This window comes from Propionicimonas sp. (assembly GCF_034927565.1).
In the GTDB taxonomy this organism is placed as follows: domain Bacteria; phylum Actinomycetota; class Actinomycetes; order Propionibacteriales; family Propionibacteriaceae; genus Propionicimonas.
In genome coordinates, this window is record NZ_JAYFPT010000116.1 from 1 (window position 1) to 25,210 (window position 25,210).

General features: G+C 66.2%; 12 protein-coding genes. 4 read left to right on the plus strand and 8 right to left on the minus strand.

Annotation, left to right across the window (positions count from 1 at the left end):
- Positions 1-391: 391 nt before the first annotated feature.
- The gene (locus VB080_RS15490; RefSeq protein WP_300148318.1) at positions 392-646 is read left to right on the plus strand and encodes a helix-turn-helix domain-containing protein; all 255 of its coding nucleotides are present in this window, start codon (positions 392-394) and stop codon (positions 644-646) included.
- A 1,050-nt stretch (positions 647-1,696) separates the two neighbouring features.
- Here the strand turns inward: VB080_RS15490 and VB080_RS15495 are convergent.
- From VB080_RS15495 to VB080_RS15525, 7 genes are all read right to left on the minus strand, one after another.
- Entirely contained in the window at positions 1,697-2,563 is an 867-nt protein-coding gene (locus VB080_RS15495; protein WP_300148313.1) for a hypothetical protein, read from the minus strand.
- A 224-nt stretch (positions 2,564-2,787) separates the two neighbouring features.
- Positions 2,788-3,546 (minus strand): DISARM system phospholipase D-like protein DrmC, encoded by a 759-nt coding sequence (drmC, locus tag VB080_RS15500; RefSeq protein ID WP_300148309.1) that lies wholly within the window; start codon positions 3,544-3,546, stop codon positions 2,788-2,790.
- Positions 3,543-5,561, minus strand: a complete 2,019-nt coding sequence (gene drmB, locus VB080_RS15505; RefSeq protein WP_300148307.1) for a DrmB family protein — start codon at positions 5,559-5,561, stop codon at positions 3,543-3,545. Before drmB ends, drmC begins: the two co-directional genes overlap by 4 nt.
- Position 5,562: 1 nt before the next feature.
- Complete coding sequence (gene drmA / locus VB080_RS15510; RefSeq protein ID WP_323419353.1) at positions 5,563-9,237, minus strand: DISARM system helicase DrmA; 3,675 nt, start codon at positions 9,235-9,237, stop codon at positions 5,563-5,565.
- Positions 9,234-13,274, minus strand: coding sequence for an Eco57I restriction-modification methylase domain-containing protein (locus VB080_RS15515; RefSeq protein WP_300148302.1), 4,041 nt, complete (start codon positions 13,272-13,274; stop codon positions 9,234-9,236). The genes drmA and VB080_RS15515 overlap by 4 nt, the downstream gene beginning before the upstream one ends.
- Positions 13,271-16,453, minus strand: a complete 3,183-nt coding sequence (drmD, locus tag VB080_RS15520; RefSeq protein WP_300148300.1) for a DISARM system SNF2-like helicase DrmD — start codon at positions 16,451-16,453, stop codon at positions 13,271-13,273. Before drmD ends, VB080_RS15515 begins: the two co-directional genes overlap by 4 nt.
- Before the next feature lie 190 nt (positions 16,454-16,643).
- Complete coding sequence (locus VB080_RS15525; protein WP_300148298.1) at positions 16,644-16,964, minus strand: hypothetical protein; 321 nt, start codon at positions 16,962-16,964, stop codon at positions 16,644-16,646.
- 182 nt (positions 16,965-17,146) lie between these two features.
- Between VB080_RS15525 and VB080_RS15530 the strand changes: the two genes are divergently transcribed.
- From VB080_RS15530 to VB080_RS15540, 3 genes are all read left to right on the plus strand, one after another.
- Positions 17,147-17,563 (plus strand): hypothetical protein, encoded by a 417-nt coding sequence (locus VB080_RS15530; RefSeq protein ID WP_300148296.1) that lies wholly within the window; start codon positions 17,147-17,149, stop codon positions 17,561-17,563.
- 68 nt (positions 17,564-17,631) lie between these two features.
- Positions 17,632-23,247: a MobF family relaxase gene (gene mobF / locus VB080_RS15535; protein ID WP_323419354.1), complete on the plus strand. Its 5,616-nt coding sequence runs from the start codon at positions 17,632-17,634 to the stop codon at positions 23,245-23,247.
- Between the two features lie 30 nt (positions 23,248-23,277).
- A complete protein-coding gene (locus VB080_RS15540) occupies positions 23,278-23,919 on the plus strand; it encodes an A24 family peptidase (protein WP_323419355.1) in 642 nt (213 codons plus the stop codon).
- A gap of 872 nt (positions 23,920-24,791) precedes the next feature.
- Here the strand turns inward: VB080_RS15540 and VB080_RS15545 are convergent.
- Entirely contained in the window at positions 24,792-25,094 is a 303-nt protein-coding gene (locus VB080_RS15545; RefSeq protein ID WP_323419356.1) for a hypothetical protein, read from the minus strand.
- Positions 25,095-25,210 lie beyond the last annotated feature (116 nt).

A 25,210-nucleotide genomic window follows, 5' to 3' on the forward strand; every position in this document is an offset into this window, starting at 1 on the left:
CTGGAAACAGCCATTCGTAGGGCCTCGCAAGGATGCCTGCCGCCGACATGGCCACCTTACTCAACCGGCAACCATCATCTGACTAGTGTTTTTATTGGCGGCCCCAGCAGGAATCGAACCTGCGACACAAGGTTTAGGAAGCCGGTGCCGTTGCCACAAACACCATCGATTCACAAGGGAGAACGCTCGACTAATCGATGGTTAGACGCTAGGCGTGCAATATACGTGCAATAGCGTCTTCGCGAATCGGACGTCGACCGTGTCCTACGAAGGTGCAACCAAGCATTGAGCAGCGGTCGGGAACCACCAACTCACACCAGACTTGCTGGCACCTGTTCACGGTACCGCGACGATCTGTCCATCTGCCGCAATAGAGTGGCTTGGGCTAGGTATGAGCACACCCAAGCCCTCACCGGCATCCCCCAGCAAGACACTGCAACTCGAATCACTTCAGGACGCGGCCAACCGACTCGGGGTCAGCGTCGACACCATTCGCAGGCTCATCTCGGACGGCAAGCTCACCGGCTATCGCCTGGGCCGCCGCATCCTGCGCGTGTGCCCCGAGGAGGTCGACCAGGTGTTTGAAGTGACCACCGCATGGGCGAGGAAGCCTCGCAGGGCCAGACAGGCGTCATTGGCTGGCTGATTGCCCCAAGGGACCGAGTCGCGACGACCGGCAACAACGGCCTCGATCGGACTCACCAAGGAGCTCGCCCTCCGAAGAACTAAATGCTGCAGCACGTCGGGGCGCCGCGCGCTGCGTTCAGTTCGCGTGAGAAGCGCACAAACCGATGTGGCCCGGCCTGTTGATCACCACCCTCGGCGTCTCATCACCATCTCAGCCCGGGGGATCGGACTTGCTCATGACTGGAGGATTCTCGAACTGGAGCTAGGCGAAATGAGGCGGCACTGGTTCGTGCCAATCGCCGCCTGCCCAGAAGAAGGCGGCTTGGCTTTCGGGCACCTTCGCGGTTTGGAAGGGGGATCCGTCGTCGTCCACCTTTCGGATCACCTCTCGTCCGCCGACCACCAGGGGCAGGTGAAGTGACCATGAATAGACTCCCGGCCAGTCTGGGATGGCCCGGATGAGGAACTGTTGGGCGTCCCCTCGCGTCATGGCCCAGCTCAACGGAGTCGAGCCGTCTGCAGCGTCCATTGCGTCGGGCTGGGAGAGGCCCAAACCCAAGCGCACCTCGAAGCGGACGGTCGGCATGATTGTGGGACCACCTTGTGGTTGCCACATCAGCTTGGTTGCCGCAGGTCCGATGTCCTTTCGCTCGACGTCGAGGAGCGGCGGTCTCACGACGACAGTCGTGTCTGCGTCGCAAACCAAGGTCACCAGTAGGAGTAGTTCTCCTTCCGCGGCGCCACCCTGTGATCGAATCCAATCGGGCCACTCAGCGAGCGTTCCGGGTGGCTGGCGACTGAGCTCTGCTCGCGGAACGTAGAAGCTCTGACCTATCCATGCCTGCGGGTGTCCCGCCCAGATGGACTCATATTTCGTGGTTACGCTAACTGTGATCGGTCCAGGGCCACGGGCCAACAACCAGCGTCTGAGGGATCGTTGAGCTGGTTCCGTCATGAGCAGCAGAAAGCTGCTGACCACCGTGAGCACGACTCCAACCAAGCTGAAGAGGATGTCTCGTGGCAAGCCGGTCATGGTTTAAGCGTACCCAGCTGGTTCCCCGGATCCGCATTAGCCTGAGTTCGCATGTGGTCCGGGGCTTGAGGCTTGTGCCCTCGATTGGGCAGATCTGCGACCGTCGTCGAAGAGGCTCCAGGCGGCAGCTGTGACAGCCACGGAGGCACTCATCCACTGACCAAGGGTCTCAACCGTTCCGCGGCTGACCGAGACACGTTGTTCTCCGTTGTACACGCCGGCCTCATAGCCCGCTCGGTAGCGCTTGTCCCAAGTTCGGCCATGGGCCTGAGCACTCATCATCCGCCACTGACTTACGTACCAACGGCTCGTGCCCTGCGGCACATTCATGATCTGCTCGACATGGGCGCCTGCTTCACGGATGATCGCCGTCGCCTCATACTTTTCGTTGAATCCGGTTCGAGCGAGGATGGCCAACTCCTGGTCGCGTCGTTGTTTGAAGACAGCAGCTCCTCCTGCCGGATTGCCCCTCTCTTCGGGGTCGTCGTTCAGGAAGGCTGCATGGTGGCGCAACTCCTCAGCGGACAGAAGGTGTGCGCGACCTGTGCGCACGCTGCGTTCGCGTGGACCCATGAGCCAAACAGCCTCGGCAGAGCCGAGCAAGGCGGTGCGGAGGAGACTGGGGTACGCGAAGACGCGAAGCTCAGGACGCGACACGATCAGATCCACCACCGCCCCAAGGTGATCAACCGACTGAGCGAGCGCATTCCAGACGGCCGCGAAGTAATAGAACATCTCCTCCTTGTCTAGTGCCATTTCGCTGCCAGGCTCTGGTTCATTCGGATGAGCGCCCGTCTCCGTTGCCTCATTGTTGACCTCGTGGATCCGCTGTTCCCACCCCCGGATAACGCCAGAGAACTGTTCGACCACTTCAAACCAAGATCGGCTACCCACGATCTCCATCCTCGCCTTTCACCTGCATTGATGCAGTCGTGACTGACAGCAGCGCGTGCCGCCATTGCTCGATCGCGAAGCCACCGCAGAATTTTGACTTACTTCCAATGACAGGCCGGGCGGAGAGTGCCGCCACTGCTCGCTTGACACGCCGGCGCAGTCGACCTTCACCGGTCGCCCTCCCAACTGCCGTTGTCGTTGGGCATTACAGTAGCTTCGATTGGGGAAGCGGCCTACCCATCGCCTTCCGTGCTCCTACTGGGCTGCACCCGCTCGTAGAGGACCGCCTCGGCGTCCAGGAGTTGGCGCTCCACCAATTCGGCGAGCGAGCGAGACTGGACGCGGAGTCCGAGTTCGATGTTGCGCTCTTCTGCGCTCTTGGAGAAGTTGGCGCTGGTGACGATGAGGAACTGGTGGTCGACGGCAACGAGCTTGGCGTGGTTCCGGACCGGCTTGCCGTCGGGTTCTGTGGTTCGGAACACCTTTGCCCCGGCAAGTTGGGCCCCGACTTCTTCGCAGGTCGGGGTGTTCGCCCAGACTGGTCCGCCTCGGGCAGCGTTCGCGTCCATGTACACGCGGACGTCAACGGTGCCCCGCAAGGAGACTTCACGCAGGGCCTCCCACAGCGCCGATGATTTCTGGAAGTTGAAGGTCGAGCAAGTCACCGCGTGCCTGGCGGACAACACCAGTTCCTTCAGTGAGGTGGTGAGGGTGCCGTAGTCGGCAAGGTAGCCGGGCAGGGTCCAGACGGGGTCGATTGAGGTCCGGCGCGCGTTGGCGCCCTGTACCGCCCGCAGGACCGGCACTGCGACGGGGCTTCCGGGCACAACACCAGCGGCTTCAAGCTGCGACCGCACGTCCTGTCGTCGAGAGGCCGAGACCGTCTGCAGCGCCTGAGTGAGGGTCAGCCCTTCGCCGTAGAGTTCAGCCAGCTGGTCGGCCTCAGTCCCGGTCAGAAACTCCCCGAGCCGTCGGAAGGCGTCCTCGCTCACGTCTGCGCCTGGAAGAAGGCGAGGTCGGCGAACGGTCCGGGCAGCGGCACGAGGAAGCGGCGGTCGAGGAAGCGGTTCGCCCGCTCGCACGACGTCTCGGACGCCATGGTGCAGCAGTGGCAGGCGGCGCCGTGCAGGAAGTCCTCGGGTTCGGTCGGCGTCCGGTAGGCGCAAACCGGATCCGAAGAGCACCGTCCCGCCCTTCGTAGGGCGTTGTCGACAGCCCGGCGCAACCGCTGGGGTTCGCTGAGCTGAACGAGCCCGCCCAGGGTGCCGTCGCTGTCCGACGAAGTGGTGAGCAGCAACAGGCCAGCGGCGGGCGGGCGTCCGGTCTCTGCTTTCCATGCGTAGATGCGTTCGGATATGCTCGCCGCCCCATAGCCGGATGACATCGCCATCTCCCGCAGTAGCACGTGCGCGAGCGTGTGAACCATCCAGTAGCGCGGCGGTGGAAATCGGGTCTCGTGGTCGACGTTGGTGGAGGTTTCGGACATTCGGTTCTCGAAGTTCCGCTTGTGGGCCGCGCGATGGGCCGCCCAGAGTCCGGATCGCTCGACGCGCTCCTCCCAGGCGGCTACGGCTGTCTCGTCCAGCTCCAGGAAGACACCCTCGCCCCGGTTCTCGGTGCCGACCACCCAGGTAGGGTCAGCGGTTGCCAGTGGTGCCCGTCGCGATGGCAGGTCGAGAACGCGGTCCATCTCGTCGATGCGTGTGAACCCGATCAGAGCGGTTGCCTCCCGCAGCTTCTCGACGGCGAGAACGCGGCTGACGGCGGCGGGCATCACCGGGTCGACACGGCGATTGCTGACGGTCAGGCCGCTGACGGGATCCTCGTGGTGCTCGCCGGCGGCGTCCAGCTTCAGATAGTTCCACTCCGGGACGAGCAGGTCGGTCGGTGACCAGGACCGCTGCTCTTCGGGATCCACGCTCGCGGCCCTTGACGCCAATGCCATGTCCACCGCTTGGCGCAGCTGTGTGTCTTCGGTGTTGGTCACGTCCAGCTTGCCCTCAAGTAGGTCGCGGACCATGCCCAGATCGTGGGCGTACTTGGCGAGTTTGTCGCCGAGGGCCACTCGCAACTGGTCGGCGAAGTCCTGCTTGCGCTCGCCGGCGTCCATCGGCATCACGATCACCGACTGCAGGACTGGGAACCACAGGTTCGAGGCGCCGATCAGCATAAGACTCACAGGCGCGTCACAACCACCGGGGGCGAAGGCGTCCAGATGGGGGAAACGTCCCCGGCATTGGGGCAACTTTGCTTTGCCAGCCGTCCCTTGGGCCTCATTCATACCGCGGTGGGCGCCGCACGAAGCACATTCGATTATGGCGGACGCCCCGCGGCCAGCGGTGCTCTCGATCATCTTCAGGTGCGCAACCTCGGCTTGGGGGCAGGTGCCGCCGCGATGAACCCACCGGTCGTAAGGGAACTCGTCCAGGTGACCGTTGGTGCAGGCGAGCAGGTACCGTGCCGGCAGAGCGAGCGATCTCCGCTTGCCGCCGCCCTTGTTTCCCTTGCCGAAGCCGGGGCACCCGACGTGCTCGAATCGGGCCTCGTCGGGACGGTAGGGGTGGGTGTTGCGGTACTCCAACAGGCTAAGTGGGGCGAGGCGGTTGCAGCCAGTGCAACGCAGCCACTGGGGGAACACGATTGCGGGGACGCCGAGATCGCGACCCTCGTCGGAGAACGCGCCCGCGTCAGGTTGGTGTGGGAAGGGACGGATCTGGTCAACTTGCGCCCCGAGTTGCACCCGGACGGCCTGGAGCAGCCGCGGGGCATGAATCGCCGGGACGCCGTCGCGCCGCTTCCAGATCTTCTCCCACGCATCGAACCCGCTGGGCATGATGGTGAAGTGCGGCAGGTCCATCACCGAGCCAGGACCGTAGGTGTAGAGCAGCGAGGAGGGTCGGCCGGAGCCAACCTTCGCGTAGTTCTTCTTTACGCCTTGATCCTTGAGCGCATCAGCGTCCCCCAAAGGGTCGAGCGCGTTCCCGCCAGTGAGCCACGTCGTCGTCATATCAGTCCTCGTCCTGCGTGGGGAAGACCCAGTCGGGCTGGTTGTCCGCGGGTTTGAGGAACAGCTTGCGGGGGTCGGGCGAGACGAGCAGGTTGATCTCGGGCTGCACCTCGCGCATCGAGTTCGGGACGATGAACGGTGCCCCTTCGGCAAGATCCTTGCGGGTGCTGGCTTCAGCTCCGATCATTAGCGGACCCTGCTCGCTGCCCGTGAGGGCACGTTCGTAAACCAGCGTCCGGCCCTGCTGCAGCAACGCCTTCCTGCGGTTCTTCCAATGCTCGACCCGACTGTCGAGCCGCAAGCGGATCCGCTTTGCGTAATCTTCGCCTGATGCCGCCAGTCCCCGTGCCGTCAGCCGAGCGACGAGGGAGGCGAGCAGGGCCGACTCCGCGTCCACCTTCGCCGCCCCCTTCTCCGGCGATAGCCCCTCACTCCCCCGGTTTCCTGAGATGACGCGTGCGGCGCTGACCAGGACGCCGTCCATGCCGCGTTCGATCGATGTCTCGGAGAACGGGGTGACCGACAGGGCTTCCACCTGGGAGTAGAACGTCTCGTGGTAGTGCCGGAACTGCTCGAAGTGGGCGAGGTCACGGGGCCGTGCCCAGTTGCCCAACGTGACGACGAGTCCGGGGCCGTCGGCGGTGCGACCCACCCGCGAGGACGCCTGAATGTACTCGGCGGTGTTCTTGGGCTGCCCCACCAGCAGCATCAACCCCAACCGCGGCACGTCCACGCCCACCTGCAACATCGAGGTCGCCAAAATGGCGTCGAAAGGAATCTGGGATCTTCCCTCCACGCTCCGGCCCTCGTTGAGGGCGGCGATCCGGGCGGCCCTGGCATCGTTGGTGTCGTAGTCGGGGTCAAACGGGATGGCAAGCTGGTCAAGGGTGCTGGTGATGGCAGAACTGGCCACCCGAGAGGTGAGCTCGGCAACAGTCAGCGATCCGAACCCGGTGCCTGAGCGGCGCGGCAACTTGGACCAACGGCGTCCCCGGGCTAGCCCGGTCTGGATGTCGTCCTGCATGTACCGGGCCATGCCCGCCAACTCGCGGGTGGCATTGAAGTAGGCCACCAACGTCAAGTACGGGTCTGCCGAAGCTGGGTCGCGGTCCAGCAGCAGTTGAGCGCCGGCCATCAAGACCTCAGCGACGCGAATCTCTGCCGCGGTGAGCCGCACGCCAGAGGCGCATACGCCGACGTAGCGGCGCCCCGGGCTCTGCGGCGAGATCGGCACCTCGGTCGAGAACCACGTGTCGGAGGCGTCCAGAACCTGCGGGGGGAAAATCGCCGTGCGGCGTCCGTACAGATTGCGGACCTGGTCGGAGGCATTCCGGACTGTGGCCGAGGAGGCCACAATGAGGGGCTGGCAGGGTGCCCCGTCGAGGGTGGCCCAGGCGGTGAGAGTGTCGATGGCCACCTCGAACAGGCCAACCGTGGTGCCTAGCGCGCCGGTGATGAGGTGCAACTCGTCCTGGATGATCAGGTCGGGCGGGCGAAGCCGACCGGTCGGACGCACGTGTGCGGCGGGGTGCGGTCCCTTGGCGTTGTGGCGGTCGCTGTCGCAGCCCGGGAAGTCAGGGTGCACGAACCCGTGCCGATCGCACTTGCGGCTCACGTAACCGAACAGGGACGCCGCCTCACCTTCGCGAGCCAGCCGGGCGAACTTGTCGACGGTGGCGATGACGAACGCTGGCGCGAGGCGGTAGATCTCCTCGTCGACGGTGAGCACCGGGAGACCCTCGTCGACGGCTCCACCGCGGGCGAAGGGGCACTCGGCGAAGGGGTCGCTGCAATACACGTAGACGCGACCGACGGTCATGTCGACCTTGACGTCCTGTTTGCTGATCGGGGCCCCGCACCACGGGCAGCGCCTGATCTGCAACACCGTCAGACCGTGGTCATAGCCGCTGTCAAGCGCGGCCCGGAGTTGCTCGTCGGCCTCCTTTACGCGCTTGGGCGAGACGTTCGTCCCCACCCACAGGCCGATCCGGAAGGGCTCGTCGCCCCACAAGTCAGGCCGTTCGCGTCGCGCGAGTTCCGCCGCACACACCATGGTGGACGCCCGCTGGAACTGCTGGGCGGTGAGCAGACGCAGCGTGTAGCGCATCAGCACCGCCAGACCGGAGCCGCCGTCGAGAGGCCCATCCGCCGAGCTGACTACGCCCTGCAGCCGCCTGATCGCGAACGTGAACGCCGCCAGGCCGAGATAGGCCTCAGTTTTGCCGCCACCGGTGGGAAAGAACAACAGCTCGACCTGCGCCAGAGTGGGGCGCGACCGGTGCTTGTGGGCAGGGTCGCACAGCGCTGGGAGCTGCAGCAGCACGAATGCGAGCTGAAACATGCGCCAGCTGTGTGCCCCCGCGCCGCGGGCCGTGACCAGGGCAGCGGCAGCGTCGGTGTCGAGGGAGTCGTCCTTGCTGCGCAGTGCGGCGATCTCGGTATGGACTCGCTGGTCTGCCATCACCCGGTTCATGAACCGGAAGCACACAAGCGCATCGTCATGCGCCAGCAGGTAGGCGATCCCGTCAGTCAGCCGCGTCGCGACCTGCGACGCCTCCGCGATGGCACCCATCGCTTCGGACCGGAGGTGCGACGGAAGGTCGGCGGCCTTGGCCTTCTGGAGCTCCAGCCAGGAGGTGTATCCAGTGGCGATGGGTTCCAGACCGGCGCGTAGTTCGTCCACCGAAGCAGTGGCCAACGCCCGCATGTCAGTGATGACCTCGGCACTGGCGAAGGCTCTGGTCTGCGGGGTTTCGGTGACAGGCAGCCAAGTGGTCCACACCTTGGACGCGCGTCGCGCCCCAGCCTCGACATGCCAATCAACCGAGCAGGTACGCCCCAGGGCGAACTCGAGGCGGTCGCGGTACTGCAGACTGAGCCGATGGACTTCAGGGTCAGGATCGACATGGGAGTCAACGAGAGCATCCCGGACCGGCAGGAAAGCGGCCGCGCCGTCAGCCTCGACCCACAGCTTCGCCTGGAAAAGCCACGCACTCACCGGGATGCGCCCGACCACTTCGGCGTCGTTGCACAACGCAATCTCCACCAACCGCCGGTCAGGCTCGACGAACGAGTCGACCCGTAGTACACAGTCATCCAGGAGCGGGTAGGTGACGGTCACACCGGGCGTGAGGTCGGCCACCCGGATGCGAACCGGGATGTCGTGGGGAGTACGGACGAACTCGCGCGGCTGCCGGCCGCCGTCGGGCCGCTCCCCCTCCGGAGTGTGGGAGTGATAGGTGCCCCAGGACGCGATCACCGTGAAGGACTCCGCCTCAGGTGCCAGCTGGAATCGCAACCCCATGGACGCCGGAATCATCAGTCCGCGCTTTGGCCCTGTGTCCTCGGCCGCGTCCTCATCGGCGTCGGTCGTCGTGTCGTCCGCCCCTGGCACCGGGATGCCCGTGCTCCTACCGGTTGCCTCCGGCTCGGACAACTCGGAATCGTCCTCCGACGGAGAGGTGCCGGCCGAGCCGTCGGTGAGCCGACGGGGGGCGATCCGACCGATCGGGTACACAGTGTCAGGTGCGGCAACGAGCACCTCATGGTCTCCGTACATCGGGCCCAGCAGCTCTCGGGAGAGCATGTCGGTCAGATTCTCCCTCGCCGTCCACGACGTGTGGTCGGGCTCAGCCTTCAGCTCATAGGGCATCCCGGACGTCACTGGGCTCGTCATTCCTCGAACTCCTCGTCGTCGGCCGGGGCAGGGACTGTGTCACCCTGAAGGGTCGCCCGGCGGTGGTTCTCCTCCAAGAGGCGGTCCAGGATCTCGACCCGCGCCTCCGGGCAGACGGTCCAGCGCTCCATCTGGCGGTATGTGTGGAAGCCGTGATTCAACGGCACGTCTTGCCACCCGTACGCGGCCATCACCGCCTCGTCGAGCTCAACTTGGATTTCCCGCATGCGGGCCGCATCCGAGTCGGACGCCGACGGCAACTCCGGATCGTTGACCAGGTTGTACAGCTTCGTCAGCCCCAGGTCACGCCGAAGCATGATCTCGTGGCGCTCGGCTCCGAGGACCTGGCCAATACTGTGCAAACGGTTCGTCGCCTCCGGTTGCGGGAACGTGTCGAAGACGTCAGTAGTCGAGTAGCGAATACTGACCCCTAGAAGTGAGCCCCAACGCATCACCCACAGCATATGAGCGCAGGAGGTCAATGCCGCCAGCGTCGCGTCACTTGTGTCCGTGATCACCACGATCGCGGTGCTCATGACCGACCCGGTTGGCAGCGTTACTGGTATTGCGAAACTACTGACAGCCGACAATCCAAGGAACTTGTCGATCGTTGCCAATGCTTGCGTGAGAGCGGGGCGCGGTTCCGCATAGATCCACCACTTCTCTCGATAGAGCGCACGGTTGTTCACGTCGCGTACCGGTTTCACAAGCTGCCTTACGCGTTCGAACGGGGCCCTGTAGCTCGCAGCCTCTTCGATTGATCTGGTTCCGAAATTGATGACCCAGCCATCCCCGGCTAGATGTGGGCTGGAATTGAGGTCGCGGCCGTTCAAGTAAGTGAATAGGACGTCCCGATTCCGGCAATCCTCGAGGATCATTGCTTCAGCTTCCTCCTGTGACATAAGGAAGCCCTTGCCGCCGAAATCGAATCCTTTGAAGCATTCACCCCTGTTCTCAAGAAGCCTAATCGGGGTGCCTGAAACTCGGCTGGCCGGTTCAAGAGAAGGGGTGATGTGCCTGACTGCGACATCGTCTAAGAAGGCTGCTGTCCGTTGGTCGCGCCAGCCGCCCCACACGATCGAGTATCTCGTTGCGACAGTGCCCCGCGAGGGCCATTCGCGGCTGCGGACTGCCCGGTGGATCCTGAAGCCCCGCAAAGCTAGTTGCTCGAGACCGACCTCTCGCGTGTCACCTTCGCTGATTACCTTGGCGGTAACGAGCCCCAAGCAGCCAGTAGGTCGGAGAAGGCTAGTTGCACGAATGACGAAGAATGCGACCATGTCCGAATTTCCGGTTCTCGAATCGGCAATTTGGTTCACCAAGTACTCGCGGTGCGCGACGCCGATAGCCCCTGAAATCTTCTTCCCCACTAAGAATGGAGGATTGCCGATCACGGCATCGAAGCCATCCCTGACGCAGATGTCAGGCAGTTCGATGGCCCAATGAAGCGGCATCCATCGTTCGTAGTCAGTCTGGACTGTGGGCGTGAGGCCGACGTCTTGGATGGCTTCCAGCCTGGCGCGGTTCTGGTCGCCGTGGCTGGGGTAGGCGTCGTTGACGGCCAGGCGGAGGTTATCGTAGGCCTCGTCGAGGGCTTTGCCTGGTTTGCCCCCGAGGCCGAGTCCAGCCGCGATGACACCGTCTGCGATGTCGCGAAGTTCGTCGGTGGTTCTGCGAAGCCGCTCGAGCTGGACCTTCTTCGCCTTGGCGGAGCGCTGAGGATCGTTGTCGTCGACCTCGCTGGCGAGCGTGTGCCGAATGCGGACGGCCTTGGCGACGGTCCCCCGCACGTCGACGGTGCTGGCGTAGCCGGCGCTGGTGACGTCGAACAGGGCCTCCTCTGGCGGCACCCGGGTGGGGTCGATGTGCAGGGCTTCGAGTTGGGCCAGGTCGGTGATGCCGAGCAGGGAGTTGCCGACGAGCATCTTGTCGTCGACGAAGCTGAACGGTTGTTTGGGGTCGAGCGACACCAGCCACAGTGACAACTTGCACATCTCAATAGCCATCGGGTTGATGTCCGCACCGTACAGGCACTGGGCCACCACCTTGCGCAGCGCGTCGGTCTCCTGTTGTTTCGGCGTGCCGATGCCCGTGCCGGTGGCTGCCCACGCCTCGACCAGACGCGCGGCCAGGTAGCGGGCGGCGGCAACCAGGAACGCGCCCGAGCCACAGGCGATGTCGGCGACCTTGAGATCGAGGATCTCCTCGGGCGACTTCAGCCGCCACTCCTCGCGGTTTGGCGTCTGGTACGGGCCGGGTGCGTAGACGAGTGGTTCGAGGGCGTGGAACACGACTTCTTCGGCGAGGGAGCGGGGTGTGTAGTGGGCCCCGGCGTTCTTTCGTGAGGGGGTCTCGATGACAAGGAGCCCGCCCTGGGTGACGACCGTGGGTCGGTTACGCAGGTCGCGGCGAATAATCCCGATCCAGCTCTTGAGCTCGGCGGTCAGGTCTGTGTCGTGGGTGACGGCGCGGATGGCCAGGTCGGCGTCCTCGATGGTGTCGCTGGCCTTTAGCGCCTTGATGAGCGCCGACGAGGTCGTTGGCACGGCGCCAGGTTGGTGTTCCTTCACCCATGCCAGGATCGCGGTGGCGATGGACTTGTCGTCGGCGTGCTTGTCTGCGATGTCGTTGAGCACGGCGAGCGGAATTTCGGGTTCGGAGCCTGACTTCCCGATCAGGCCGACGATCGTCTCGGTGGCGAAGGCGCAGGTGTAGCCGAGTAGGCCCTCGTAGATGTATCCGATCTGCTCGACGTCGATGTCGCGGAACGATATCGGCCGCCGCCCCTGCCCCTTGATATCGGCCATCTGAACGGCGTCCAGCACTTGCATCATCACCCGGTCATTGACCGCCAGCGCCAGTGGGCCGCGGTCGGCGCGAGCACTGAGGAACGGGAAGCGGGTTGGGTCGAACAGGGAGCCGCCGTAGGCGGGTAGACGCATGTCCTCGAAGGTCGCGCCGTAGAACAGCGCCCGCGAGGTGGCGAGCAAACGGTGCCAGACCGCCGAGGTGGCGTCCAGGCTCTCGGGCGATTCGGCCTCAGCGCGGCGGCGCAACTCGTCCAATTGCCCGGTCAGTCCGTAACCCTGGTCAAATAGCTGTCCCTGCGGCAGCAGGTCGCGTTCCTCGGCAAACAGCAGGAACACAACCCGCATCATCACGGTCACCGCGGCAGAGTAGATCTGGTCGCCGTCGTCAGGCAGCGGGTTCGGTTCGCCGCGGCGTCCGGCATCCTCGGCCGACTCGGAGAACGACTGCACGATCAGCTCGATCGCTCGGCGGACCTGGCTGCCCAGCGACTCGGTGATCTCCTCTGCAGCCGCCACGGAGTCGCGGAACATCGCCGGCAGCCGGTCTGCCTCCGCTCCGCCGGCCAGCCGGATCGGTGAAAGCAGAGCGGCGAAGGCGTCTCGGGTGTCGGACTCCTCAACCCAGGTCTGGCTGTCGACAATGCCGGAGGCGACCATCGTCTTCGCCGGCGCGCTCACGATCGCCCACCAACGGCCGTCCGTCACCACCCCGACCGGGACACCTGCGGATCGGAGCATTAGCTCCATACGGTCGATGGGGCTGGTGGCCCAGCCGTCGTCGAGCAGATCATGCAGGTTTCGGACTGGGTCGATCACCCAGGTCAGAGCAGCCGTGGCTCCCGCCCGGCGGAAGGCGCCCGTGCTGACGGCAACGACCCGGCCGTTGGGCGAGCCGACCCCGACCGGGGCGTCCGTCACGTAGTGCTGGGCCCAACCGAACACTCGGCGAAGGACGACGTTGACCCACGCGTCGCGGGCAGTGCGGTACGCGGCCAGCTGTGGTTCGCCCTCCCGGTCGAGGGCGTCCCACGCCTGCTCGAACGGTGCCTTGGTCTCCTTCAATTGGCCGAGGACGCGATCGTCCAGCGGTGCGATGCCTTGGGGGTAGACGCGCTTCATTACGGGGATCGACAGGAATGGACCGTCGGTCTCGACGAGTTGCAGCCACTGCCGGTGTTGCTCGGCGACGGAACGGACCGGACGCCGGCGTGGCCTGACCGGGCTCATCTGGCTGCCCCCCAGGTTATTGTGTCGGTGGGAGTCATGGCGAACACCACGGCCGCGGCCGATACGTACGGCTTCACGTCGGTGTACCGGTCGGCGATGGCGTCCAGTTCGCGCCGCTCTTCGTCGTCCAGGGACTCGAGACGGTCCCGCATGGCGCGCAGGTCCTTGCGGCGCTGTTCGCGCTGGTCGTCACCGAACAGCATCAACAGTTGCTCCTCCTCATCGCGTTCGAGGCGCCGGATCGAGTCGGTCAGATTCACCCGGAAAGCCGCGAAGATGTCGCGTGCCCGCTGGGCGTCCGCCTCCTCGCGTGACTTCAGGAGGGCTTCGACGCGGGCCTGCCGAGTCTGGGCGCGGCGTTCCATGGCGGCGGTGAGACGTTCGCGCATCCGGGAACCCTCGGCATTCCATGCATCGGCCAAAGAGGCGCGGACACCGGCGTCCGGCACCTGGTGCGCGCCGGCGTCCAGCGCCCGGTCGAGCACGACCAGCACCTTCTCCTCTGCGAGGTCCTGCGCCCTCAACCGGATGCCAGTCACGAACACCTCCTCGTGGAGCCGCAGCCCGCCGCGTCCAACCAGTACGAGGCGTGAGACGGCGGCCACGCAAGAGGCGTCCAGGTTATCGAGGACGACGGCAGTGACCCGGTTGACGTCGGAGCGTCCGGTCATCAGGGCGTTGCGCAGCAGCCGTGCGGAGCGTTGCAGGAGTGGATGGCCCAGGTGCACATGAACAAGGTCAGTGCGGGTCGAGCCGTCCTCAGGGTCGATCAGGGCCTCCGGGTCGAACGTGATGGGACGCTGTCTGGTGGGGTCGAGCTTGGTTGCCAGGCCCTCCAGCGACTTATGCCAACGGGCGCTGAGCCGGGGAACCTCGAGGACGCGGGCGTCCGTGCGATCGTCACCGACCAGGACGAGCGGGGGTTGGTCGGTGATCTGCAGGGCCGTTGCGACGACCCGCTCGGTGCTCGCCGGGGTGAGGTGCAGATCGACCTTCTTTTCCTCGAAGGTGCGAGACAACTCGTTCAGTTGCCGGTTGAGTTCCAGCCCGCCCGCCAGGGTGCGGTTGATGATTGCAGAACCCTCGTCGGTGACGACCGTGGTGCGGCTCCGGTTGGGAGAGAAGTGCTGCTGGATCTCGGCGTCGATCACCTGGTTTACCGAACCCAGGTCGACGGCGACCTGGCCGACCTTCCGTGCGATCCGGGCCATGAAGTCCATGTCGGCGGCGTAGGTGGTCGAGGCCTTGCCGGGCACGAAGTGGAAGACCTCGGGGGTCTGGGTCTGGCCGTAGCGGTCGATGCGACCGATGCGCTGCTCGAGCCGCGACGGGTTGAACGGTATGTCGAAGTTGACCAGCCGGTGGCAATGGGCCTGCAGGTCGATGCCCTCACCAGCCGAATCAGTCGCAACCAGGACGCGGACGGGCTCGTCGTGCGGGTTGGCCACAAAACGTTGCCGGATCAACTCGCGCTCCTCGGGGTCGGTGGACCCCTGGATCACCGCCAGTCGTGGCCCGTAGCCCCGGGCCGTCAGGACGTCCACGATCCAGTCGAGGGTGGCGGCGTACTCCGTGAACACAACCACGCGTTCGTTCAGCCAGGTGCCATCGGGACGGCAGATCCCGTCCAGGAAACCGAGCAGAGCCTCCAGGCGCGAGTCGGGCCGGGCCTCGTAAGACAGGCCCCAGTCAACGAGCTCACTCAGGTCTTTGCTCGACGCCGCAACGAGCGGGTTCGTGCCCTTGCGCAACTGCAGCGCAATGTACTCCGGATGATGCTCCAGACCTTCTTCTTCGTCACTCTGCTCGCTGCCCACGGTCTCGCGGAGCACCTCGTCGTCATCGTCGAACATGGACGCCGCGGTGTTGCGCGTGCTGACGCCGTTGCTCAAGGTCTCCAGGTAGGCGGAAAGGGTGCGTCCGAATGACAGCGGTGAAGACATGAACCGCTTCTTCAACAGCATGCCAACCAGATCGCCGCCCTGCTCACGTCCATTCGCCTTCTTACTGCGAGCGATGATCGTGGCAAGTTGCTCGAAGGCGTCCTGCTCGGCGTCCGAGGGGGTGAACGGGATCGGCTTGATGGTGCGGGTCTTGAAAGACTTCGACGTGATCTCTGACTTCAGCCGGCGGACCGTCACCTCCTTGAGAGCCTGCTCGTTCAGATCAGCCCCCCGACTGAAGCGGCGGTTGTCGATCATCTCCAACAAAGCCGTGAACGACTCGGCGTGGCCGTTGTGCGGGGTCGCGCTGAGGAACAAGCGGTGCTCGCAGCGATTGGCCAACTCGCGGGTGTAAATGGTGCGCTGGGAGTCAACGGCATACCCGCGGTTACGGCCAACCACCGTGGGGCTCGAAGGGGCCACATGGTGGGCCTCATCGACGACCAGGATGTCGAAGGCGTAGCGGCGTCCGGACGCCGAATCGTCCACGTCTGCATAGATGTCGCGCAGCAGCCGTTGCGCGCGCGCTGAGCGGAGCCACGCCATCGAAACGATGACGCGAGGGAACAAGCGGAACGGGTTCGCGTTCAGGCCGTGGGTACGGCGCAACTCGGCCATGCGCTCACTGTTGACAATGACGAAGTCGAGGCCGAACTTGTCGCGCATCTCGTCCTGCCATTTCAGTGACAGACTCGGCGGACACAGGATCACGACATTGCGGGCACGGTGACGCAGTAGCAACTCCTGGACGACCAGGCCCGCCTCGATGGTTTTGCCAAGGCCGACGTCATCGGCGAGCAGCAGGTTTGTCCGCGGCGCCTGCAGGGCACGACGCAGGGGTTCGAGCTGGTATGCCTCGACGTTCGCCCCGGAACGAAAGGGCGCCTGGAACGCTTTGTCGTCGGCGGATGTCACCGCGCCCCATCGCACGGCATCCACGAACGCACCCAACTCGTTCGGCTCGTCGAAGAAGTCGGGGTTGAGACGCTCCGGCAGCCCCTGGTCCGGAGCGAGGGTGTGACCGACCTCGAGCTCCCAGATGACCCGGAGTTCGTCGCCGGAGTCCTCGCTCAGCGCCTGCAACGTCACGACGTGCTGTAGACCGGCGACGGTTTCATCTGCAGGAGAACGGGAGATGCCCTGTTCCAGCACGTCGGTGACCGCCCATGTGGAGCCGCGCACCTCGACCACGCGCCCTGGCTGAGGGACCTCCGGGATCTCAGTCAGAGCGGGCACCGTCGCCGTCATACCTTGTCTCCTTGTGTGGGGTAACCCCCAGTCAATCACGGAACGTTCGCGCTCGGGCCGAGGTCACCGCGCCCGAACCTCAGCAGGTCGAGACAGATGACCCTGACTTGTTCTGTTCGGTCCGGACGAGTTGCAGGTCCATCAGATTGGGTCCGACCACAAGGCGCGCTGCTTGGAGTCAGGCAACTTCTCCCGATTCGCCATCCACCTCCTCCGCCGCGCGCCGCAGTCGCGCGATCTCTCGCGGCGTCAGCTGGACTGCGCACCATTCCTGGACTTCGCGGACGCCGAGTCCGTGCTGGTCGATCATCTGGTTGAGTGCGCGTCCGGCGGCGGCTTCGGCTTCGGCCAGCGCGCGGCGTCCGGCGGCCAGGGATGCGCCGACTTGGATGGCGAGTTGTTCGAGTTGGGTTTCGCGTTCGCGTCGTAGGCGGACGCGTTCGGCGTGGGCTTGTTGGATCGCCTTTCGGGCGGCGATCTTGTCGGTGTTGCTGGCCATGACGATGCTCCGTTCGTGTTCGACCTGGCTGTCACTGGACCCAAGACCAGCGTCGCGTCCTCGTGGACGTTTCCCACGACGACGATTGTCGAGAAGTCCCGGTAGCAACGCGAGGGGTAACGCGACTTTCAAAACCTGACACACCTCTTGCACTCTCGGAATAACGTGTTAAGAATTGGCTTATGGAGCACCCCGACAACGACGACGTAGCCGCACCAATGAGGGGTGTCTGCCCGGTCTGCGGGACGCCGGTAGAGCCCCAACCCGGTCGCGGTCAGCCTCGGCGGTACTGCTCGTCGCGGTGCAAGAGCCGGGCCGCGCGCGACCGGCGAACCGACCCCGTCACCGCCGCCGAACCAACCCCGAAACCGGCCGCGGCAGTCGACGATTGGGCGTCCGAGGAGCGTCTGCGGGTCACCGGAAGCCTGACCAGGGACGCTGCGATCGAGCTGGTCGCCTCCGACCCGGACGCGCTGGCGGAGGCGCTGCGTCGGTCGCGGCGGATGGTCGCGTCCCCGACGATGCGGGCCACTTCTTGGCGCGAAGTCGCGGCTGCGGTCGCCGAGTTGGCAGAGATGGTTCCCGCCGACATCGACTGACCACCCGCCCCGTTCAGACCCAGGCCGTCGGGCGTCCATGACGCCGATCGTGGTGGCTTGGTTTGGGTATGACGGCGTCGTTGCACAAGCTGAGCGCGGGCAACGGCTATGACTATCTGACTCGTCAGGTGGCGGCACAGGACGCCACCGAGCGCGGCTACACCGGGTTGGCGTCGTACTACTCCGAGAAGGGTGAGACCCCGGGTGTTTGGGTCGGCTCGGGCTGCGCGAACATCCGGGACGGGTTCGCCGGCTCGGTGGTCTCCCAAGTCCAGATGCAGGCGCTGTTTGGCGCCGGGCACAACCCGATCGGTGCCGAGCTGGTCGCCCAACTCGGCCCGGGCGCCCCCGCTGAGCTGGTCGCGGCGGCGACGCGTTTGGGTGTGCCGTTCCGGGTTGGGGGTGAGGTGTCGGCGTTCCGAATCGAGGTGGCCCGACGCGTGGGAACGTTGAACACCAGCCGCGGGCTGCGCCGTGACGCCGAGGTTTCGGTGGACGACAGGGCACGGATCCGCACCGAGGTTGCCTCCGAGATGTTCACCGCCGAGTTCGCCCGACCCCCGGATGGGCCGCGGGAGTTGGCGAGTGCGGTCGCCCGATACTCGCGGACCGGGTCGTCCACGGTGGCAGGTTTCGACGTGACGTTCTCGCCGCCGAAGAGTGTCAGCGCGTTGTGGGCGGTGGCCGATCCGAAGGTCGCCGCAGGTATCGAGATCGCGCACCGGCAGGCCGTCCATGCTGCCCTGGCCTATGTCGAGCGGCACCTGTTGTATGCCCGGGAGGGTACCCGCGGGGTCCGTCAGGTCGACGTGTCGGGCATGGTCGCGGCGGCGTTCACGCATCGTGACACCAGGGCGGGTGATCCCGACCTGCACACCCATGTGGCGGTGGCGAACAAGGTCCGCACCGCAGGCTCGGGGAAGTGGTTGTCGATCGACGCGCGCGTGTTGTACCGGGGCATGGTGTCGGTATCGGAGACCTACAACACCACGTTGATGAAGCTGCTGGAACGCCAGGGGTTTGCGTTCGCCGACCGCCCCCAAGCCGTCCGGGACGCAGGCAAAAGACCGGTGCGTGAACTCGTCGGCGTGCCCGCGGTGTTGAACGAACGCTGGTCGTCTCGCCGGGTCGACATCGAGGCCCGCCACCAGCAGTTGGTCGCAGCCTTTCAGCGGGAGCATCAGCGTCCGCCGTCGACGGTGGAGTCGATCCGGCTCGCCCAGCAGGCAACCCTGGAGACCCGCGACGCCAAACACGAACCCCGATCCCTGGCCGAACAACGCGAGGTTTGGCACCGTCAGGCGGTCGAGGTGCTCGGCGGGGAACGCGCGTTGCGGCGCATGCTGAACAACGCCACGACCCCCACCCGCACCCGGCTGGTGCACCCGGACGCGGCGTGGTTCGATCAGACGGCCGACCGGATCGTGGCGGCGATGGCGACCCGGGCGGCGACCTGGCAGGACTGCCATGTGCGCGCCGAGGCGCAACGGATGGTCCGCTACACCGACCTGCAACCCGACCAGGTGCCGGCCGCGGTCGAACGGCTGGTGCACGCCGCCCTGGGCCGCAGCGTGCGCCTGTCGCGACCCGAAACCGGTGTCCGCGAGCCGCTACCGTTGCGGCGGGCGGACGGTTCCAGCGTCTACACCGTCGCCGGTTCCACCCTCTACACCAGCGCCGCGGTGGTCGCCGCCGAGCGTCACCTGGTCGACTTTGCCGGACGCGCGGATGGCACCCCGGTGCCGGCCGAGCACGTCACCGCCGCGCTGTCGGCGAGCGCGGCCGACGGGGTGCCGCTGAACCCGGGGCAGGCAGACTTGGTGCGCCAGATGTCCCAGACCGGCGCCAGGTTGCAGTTGGCGTTGGCGCCGGCCGGGGCCGGGAAGACGACCGCGATGCGAGTGCTCACTGACGCGTGGGCGGCCGACGGGCGCGCCGTGATCGGGCTGGCGCCGTCGGCCGCGGCGGCCGCCCAGCTGCGCGAACACACCCACGCCACCACCGACACGCTGGCGAAACTGGCGTGGGGCATCACCCACCACGCCCTGCCCGACTGGGCCGACACTGTGCGGGCGAACAGTCTGGTGATCATCGACGAGGCCGGCATGGCCGACACCCTCACCCTCGACACCGTCGTGTCCTGGGCGGTCGAGCAAGGCGCCAGCGTCCGGCTGATCGGCGACGACCAGCAACTCGCCGCCGTCGGCGCCGGCGGGGTGCTGCGCGACATCCAAACCAGCCAGGGCGCCTCGGTGTTGACCGAACTCATGCGGTTCACCGACCCGAGCGAGGCCGCGGCATCGTTGGCGTTGCGGGACGGCGACGCGTCCGGTTTGGGGTTCTACCTGGACGGGCAGCGCGTGCATGTCGGTGACCTGGCGACCATGACCGGCGCCGCGTTCGGCGCGTGGCAGTGCGACACCGCGACCGGGCGGGCGTCGATCATGCTCGCCCCCACCCGCGAACTCGTGGGCGAGTTGAACCAGCGGGCCCGCACCGATCGACTCGCCCGCATCGGCGTCCCGGACGGACCTGAGGTGCTGCTCGCCGACGGGAACCGGGCCAGTGTCGGGGACACGATCATCACCCGCGTCAACGACCGCCGGTTGCGGATCTCGCGCACCGACTGGGTGAAGAACGGGGACCTATGGACCGTCCGAGACATCACCGCCGATGGCGGACTGGTGGCGGCCCACCGCGCCAGCGGCCGGCTGGTCAGGCTGCCCGGCGACTACGTCACCACGGCGTCCGAGCTCGGCTACGCGTGCACGATCCACTCCGCGCAAGGGGTGTCGGTCGACACCATGCACGGCGTGTGCACCGGCGCCGAATCCCGTCAGCAGTTCTACACGATGATGACCCGCGGCCGACACGCCAACCACGTCTGGCTCGAAGTCGTCCCCGACCCCGACCCCGGCGTGCTGACCAGACCCGAAGGCCTCAACCCGCCAACCCCGACCGACATCCTTGAGACGATCCTGCGCCGCGACCAGACGCAAACCTCGGCCAGCAGCTTCCTGCGCGCACAATCCGACCCGCGCCTGCTGCTCGGTCAAGCCACCGCTCGTTACCTCGACGGCCTCGGGGTCGCCGCCGCCCACCACCTCGGCACAGCCGCCGTCGCCGACCTCGAGACCTGCGCCGAAGCGCTGCTACCGGGCATCACCGACCAGCCCGCCTGGCCGACCCTGCACACCCACCTGCTGCTGCTCGGCGCCACCGGCGCCGAGCCGATCGGTTCGCTCACCGACGCCCTAGATGTGCGTTCGATCGCCGGCGCCCACGACATTGCCGCCGTCCTGTCATGGCGCCTGGACGACACCGGCCTGCGCAACATCACCCCCGGACCGCTGCCGTGGCTGCCCGGCATCCCCACACCACTCGCCGCCGACCCCACCTTCGGGGAATGGCTGACTAGCCAGTCCCGGCAGGTCACCGAACTCACCGCGCAGGTACGCCAACAGGTTTCCGAGCAGACCGCTCTGCCGGCTTGGACGCGGATCGGCGACCACCAACCCGACACCGACCTGCTCGCCGCGATCGAGGTGTGGCGGGCCGCGATGCAGGTCGACCCCGCAGACCCGCGCCCCACCGGGCCACCCCAGATCTCCCGGGCCGCCCACACCTGGCAGCGCCACCTCGACACCCAGCTACGCCACGGCCTCGCACCCGCCATGGCCGAATGGGGACCGCTGCTCGCCCGCCTTGACCAGGCTGTCGACCGCGACCCGTTCACCCACCAGCTCGCCGAACACCTCGCCGCACTGTCCCGCAACGGCCACGACGCAGCCCGGCTCGTCCGCACCGCCGCCGACCGTGGGCCGCTGCCCGACGACCACGCGGCCGCCGCGTTGTGGTGGCGCATCCACCAACTCCTTCCCCAACCAGACGCCGCCGCCCAGGGGCGTGTCGAGCCCGGCGAGTGGACCTCCCAGCTGGCGTCGCTCGTCGGCGACCAGCAGGCGGCGCGCATCACCAACAGCCCGCTGTGGCCGGCGCTGGTCGCCCAGGTCGACGATGCGCTGGCCCGCGGCTGGCGACTGTCCGGCCTCATCCGGTTGCCCGACGATGACACCGGCCAGCCCGACCCGTGCCTGACCCTTCTACAGCGCACCGCGATCGCCATCGAGCAACCCGCCGAACTCGACCCACCCGAGCCCGACTACGCCGTTGCGGTCGGAGACCGGATTCACGCCGAGTCCGATGCCGAGGAGTTGGGCTGGTTGGCCGGGGACGTCGACGCCCGGCTGGGGATGGCGGGGCTCGTCCGGGCGTCCATGGGGCCACCTGAGGCCACTGCAGAGGACGTGCGACGCATGATCGAACGCGACGACGCGTGGCGCACCTGCCCTGCCAGCCGTGACCGGCTCGTCCAGGTCAACCGGCTCACCCAGAACTTCTACGCCGCCCGACTCCCGGGCTCCTGGGCACGGCAATACCTGATCGAACGGTTCGGAGCCGACCTGGCCGGGCACCGGCTCGTCCAACCCGGACACGCCCCGGCAGGGTGGACCAACTTGGTCGACCACCTCCGCCAGCAAGGGGTGACCGACACCGAGATGATCGCCGCCGGCGTCGCCCGCGTCGCATCCACCGGCCGGCTGATCGACCAGTTCCGCGACCGCGTCACCTTCCCCATCACCAACCCGGACGGCGAGATCCTCGGCTTCGTGGCCCGCCGCAACCCCGCCAGCGGCGACGACCCGAAAGCCGGACCGAAGTACCTCAACACCGCCCAAACTCCGCTGTTCTGCAAGGGCGACCAGTTCTACGGCCACCTCGTGCCCGGCACCACGCCCGTGATCGTCGAAGGCCCGATGGACGCGATCGCCGTCACGCTCGGCAGCCAAGGCCGGTACAGCGGCCTCGCACCCCTCGGAACCTCGCTCACCAGCCAGCAAGCAGCCATCCTCGCCGGACAACCCCACGTGGTCATCGCCACCGACGCCGACCTCGCCGGCCACGTCGCCGCCGAACGCGACTACTGGCAACTCACCCCGCACGGCATCAACCCGCAGCGGGCGCGGTTCGACCAAGGCACCGACCCCGCAGACCAGCTGCACCACCACGGCACCACCACGCTCACCAACGCGTTGGACGCGGCCACCCCGATGGCCGACACGATGATCGACGAACGCGTCGCTCACCTGCCAATCCCGGTCGCCGCGAACGATGCCGCGCGGATCATCGCCGCACTGCCCGCCGACCGGTGGGACGACCTCGCTGCGACAACCGCCACCCGGCTTGGGATACCCGAGTCCGACCTGCGCCGCCAGCTACTGGCGCACGTGCAGGCGTGGAACACGGACCCTGCCCGGGCAGCAGCCGACGCCACCGCCGGCACCAGCGATGTGCGACAACGCATGCAGTTCGCGGCCGTACAGACCAGGTGGCGGCGACTGGCCAACCAGGTCAACCCGCGACTCACAAGGCAGTCCGATTGGCCCGACCTCGAAACAGCCATGCAAGCCGCCCACGACAACGGCCACGACGTCGAACTTGCCGTCCGCCTCCTCGCCGAGCTGGACGCTGGCTCCGTCAAGCCGGTAGCCGACCTGCATGCACGACTCACCGCCTCCCTCGACCTCGCCGACACCAAGCCGCCCACTCTTGCCGCGACCCGGCAGCCCGAGGTAACACGGCACAGCCAGGGTCGGCCGCAGCCGGCGCCTGCAGTGACATGAGGAACACTTACCAGCGGAAGGAGACACCCGATGTTCATCGTCGCCGCCGTCCTGGCCGGGTTACTGGTGGGCTGGGTCCTCACCCGGCGGCTGGCCACCCTCGGTTACCGCCGTCCAGATGAGACCGGACGAGCGACCCCGGCCAGTCGATGGTGGTTGATCGTGGCTACCGGCGCCGCCTGGGGTTGGCTGGTGTTCACCCTCGCTGACCAGCCGGCGACGGTCATCGTCATGTGGCTGCCACTGTCAGCAGCACTCGGTTGGATCTCGGCAGTCGACCTCGACGTCCAACGCATCCCCAACCTAACCCTCGGACCCACCGCCATCTGGGTTGCCGTCTGCTTGATCGCGCTCGCGATCACCGAACACCCCTCGGATCCCCTCTTGCATGCCGTGATCGCCGGCGCGGGATGTTTCATCGGCTTCGCCATTCTCCACATCGCCAGCCCGAACGCGCTCGGGTTCGGCGACGTCAAACTCGCCGCCATCCTCGGCGCGGCCATCGGCGTTGTCTCCCTGACAGCGGTGCTCGCAGCCCTGCTGTTCGCATGCATTCTCGCCTTGACGTGGGCAACCGCCACCCGGACCACACACCTCGCGTTCGGCCCCTGGATCGCCGCCGGAGCCATCCTCGGCGTCGGCCTGCCCGCGTTGTCGAGCGCCTTGGCGTGAGGTCCTGGGAGCCGTAGGTGCCAGCAGTGCGCAGCATCTACTTCTGCCCGCGATCGAGGAATTGTTGACATCCCGAATCAGTTGGCCGAAGCGGAGGCCTACTGCAGACTCAAGATCCCCGCCCTGGCTGCAAACACAGGATGGTTCGTTCCACAGACGGGCAAGAGCGGTCGCGTTCTGGTGTACTAACCAGGCGATGGTCCCGTCCGGCATGATGGGTCTGTGACTCATCCGGATTGGCGCGAGCCGGTTCGACGACTTCGTGCAGCGACTCGTACGGCCACATCCGAGCAGCTTCGGATCGCCGCGGCTGTCGGATGTCCCTTCGACAACGAACCGAGCGGCGTCCTCACGGCCATCATCGAGTGCTGGCTGAGGCCAGTGCTCTACACGGAGGACCCACTGCCCGCGACGGACCGGCAGTTGGAGTACTTGGACAAGCTTGGGCACGCGCAAGTGGGACGGGAGATGCATCGGTCCGTTGCTTCCGCATGGATCGACCACTACCTATCCTTGCGGACCGCTGACGCGCTGGAGAGCCTCAGGCTCAAGGCTGGCGATCGGGTACACCGCCAGCACGAGTACGCCGACCCGAGTACCGGCGAGGTTACATCCCTCGATAGATCGTTCACGGTGTCGAGCATTGGCTCCAATGGCTTGGTGTACTTCCGGGGAGGGAACGGCCAGTGTGGGTGGCCCTCCAACCTGCGTCGAATCGAGGAATGACGGACCGCGATCGGAGAACTCATAATTATCGGATTGGTGCTCATCCAGCGGGTCGAGCAGGGCAGCGCAGGCGAGGCGTCGGCGGCAATGAAGGGAACGCCTCGCGCTGATGCGAGACTTCTAGCTGCAGGAACGTTGGCGCGAAGTCAGTCTTGGGCGCCGGCCCGAGCGCGTTCAACTGCTCTTGTGAGGTTGGGCAGCAGTTCGGCGGCTTCGTCAGCCCCGATGATGACCGATTGACCCGAGGTTGGCCGCAGGATCGCGTGATCGTGGTTGCGCTGGCCCTGCGCCATGGCCCGGATCATGTCGAGTGCAGCATCGAGTTCTCGGCCGGTGTATTCGCCAGCTGTGTCGAAGTTGTAGTCCATTAGCTTGACCGAGATCTCGCCGAAACGGCCGTCCGACCGCCTCATGCAGACCCATCCCTGCTCAGGGACGTAGATTTCCAACCACCGCACGGTGGAATCTTACGCCGAGGCGCTCAGCCAATGAGACTGGCGATCTTGGAACGCCGCCTCGGGGAAACGGATCGTGATGGTCGCACGCATCGTCCGGGTTGGCTGTG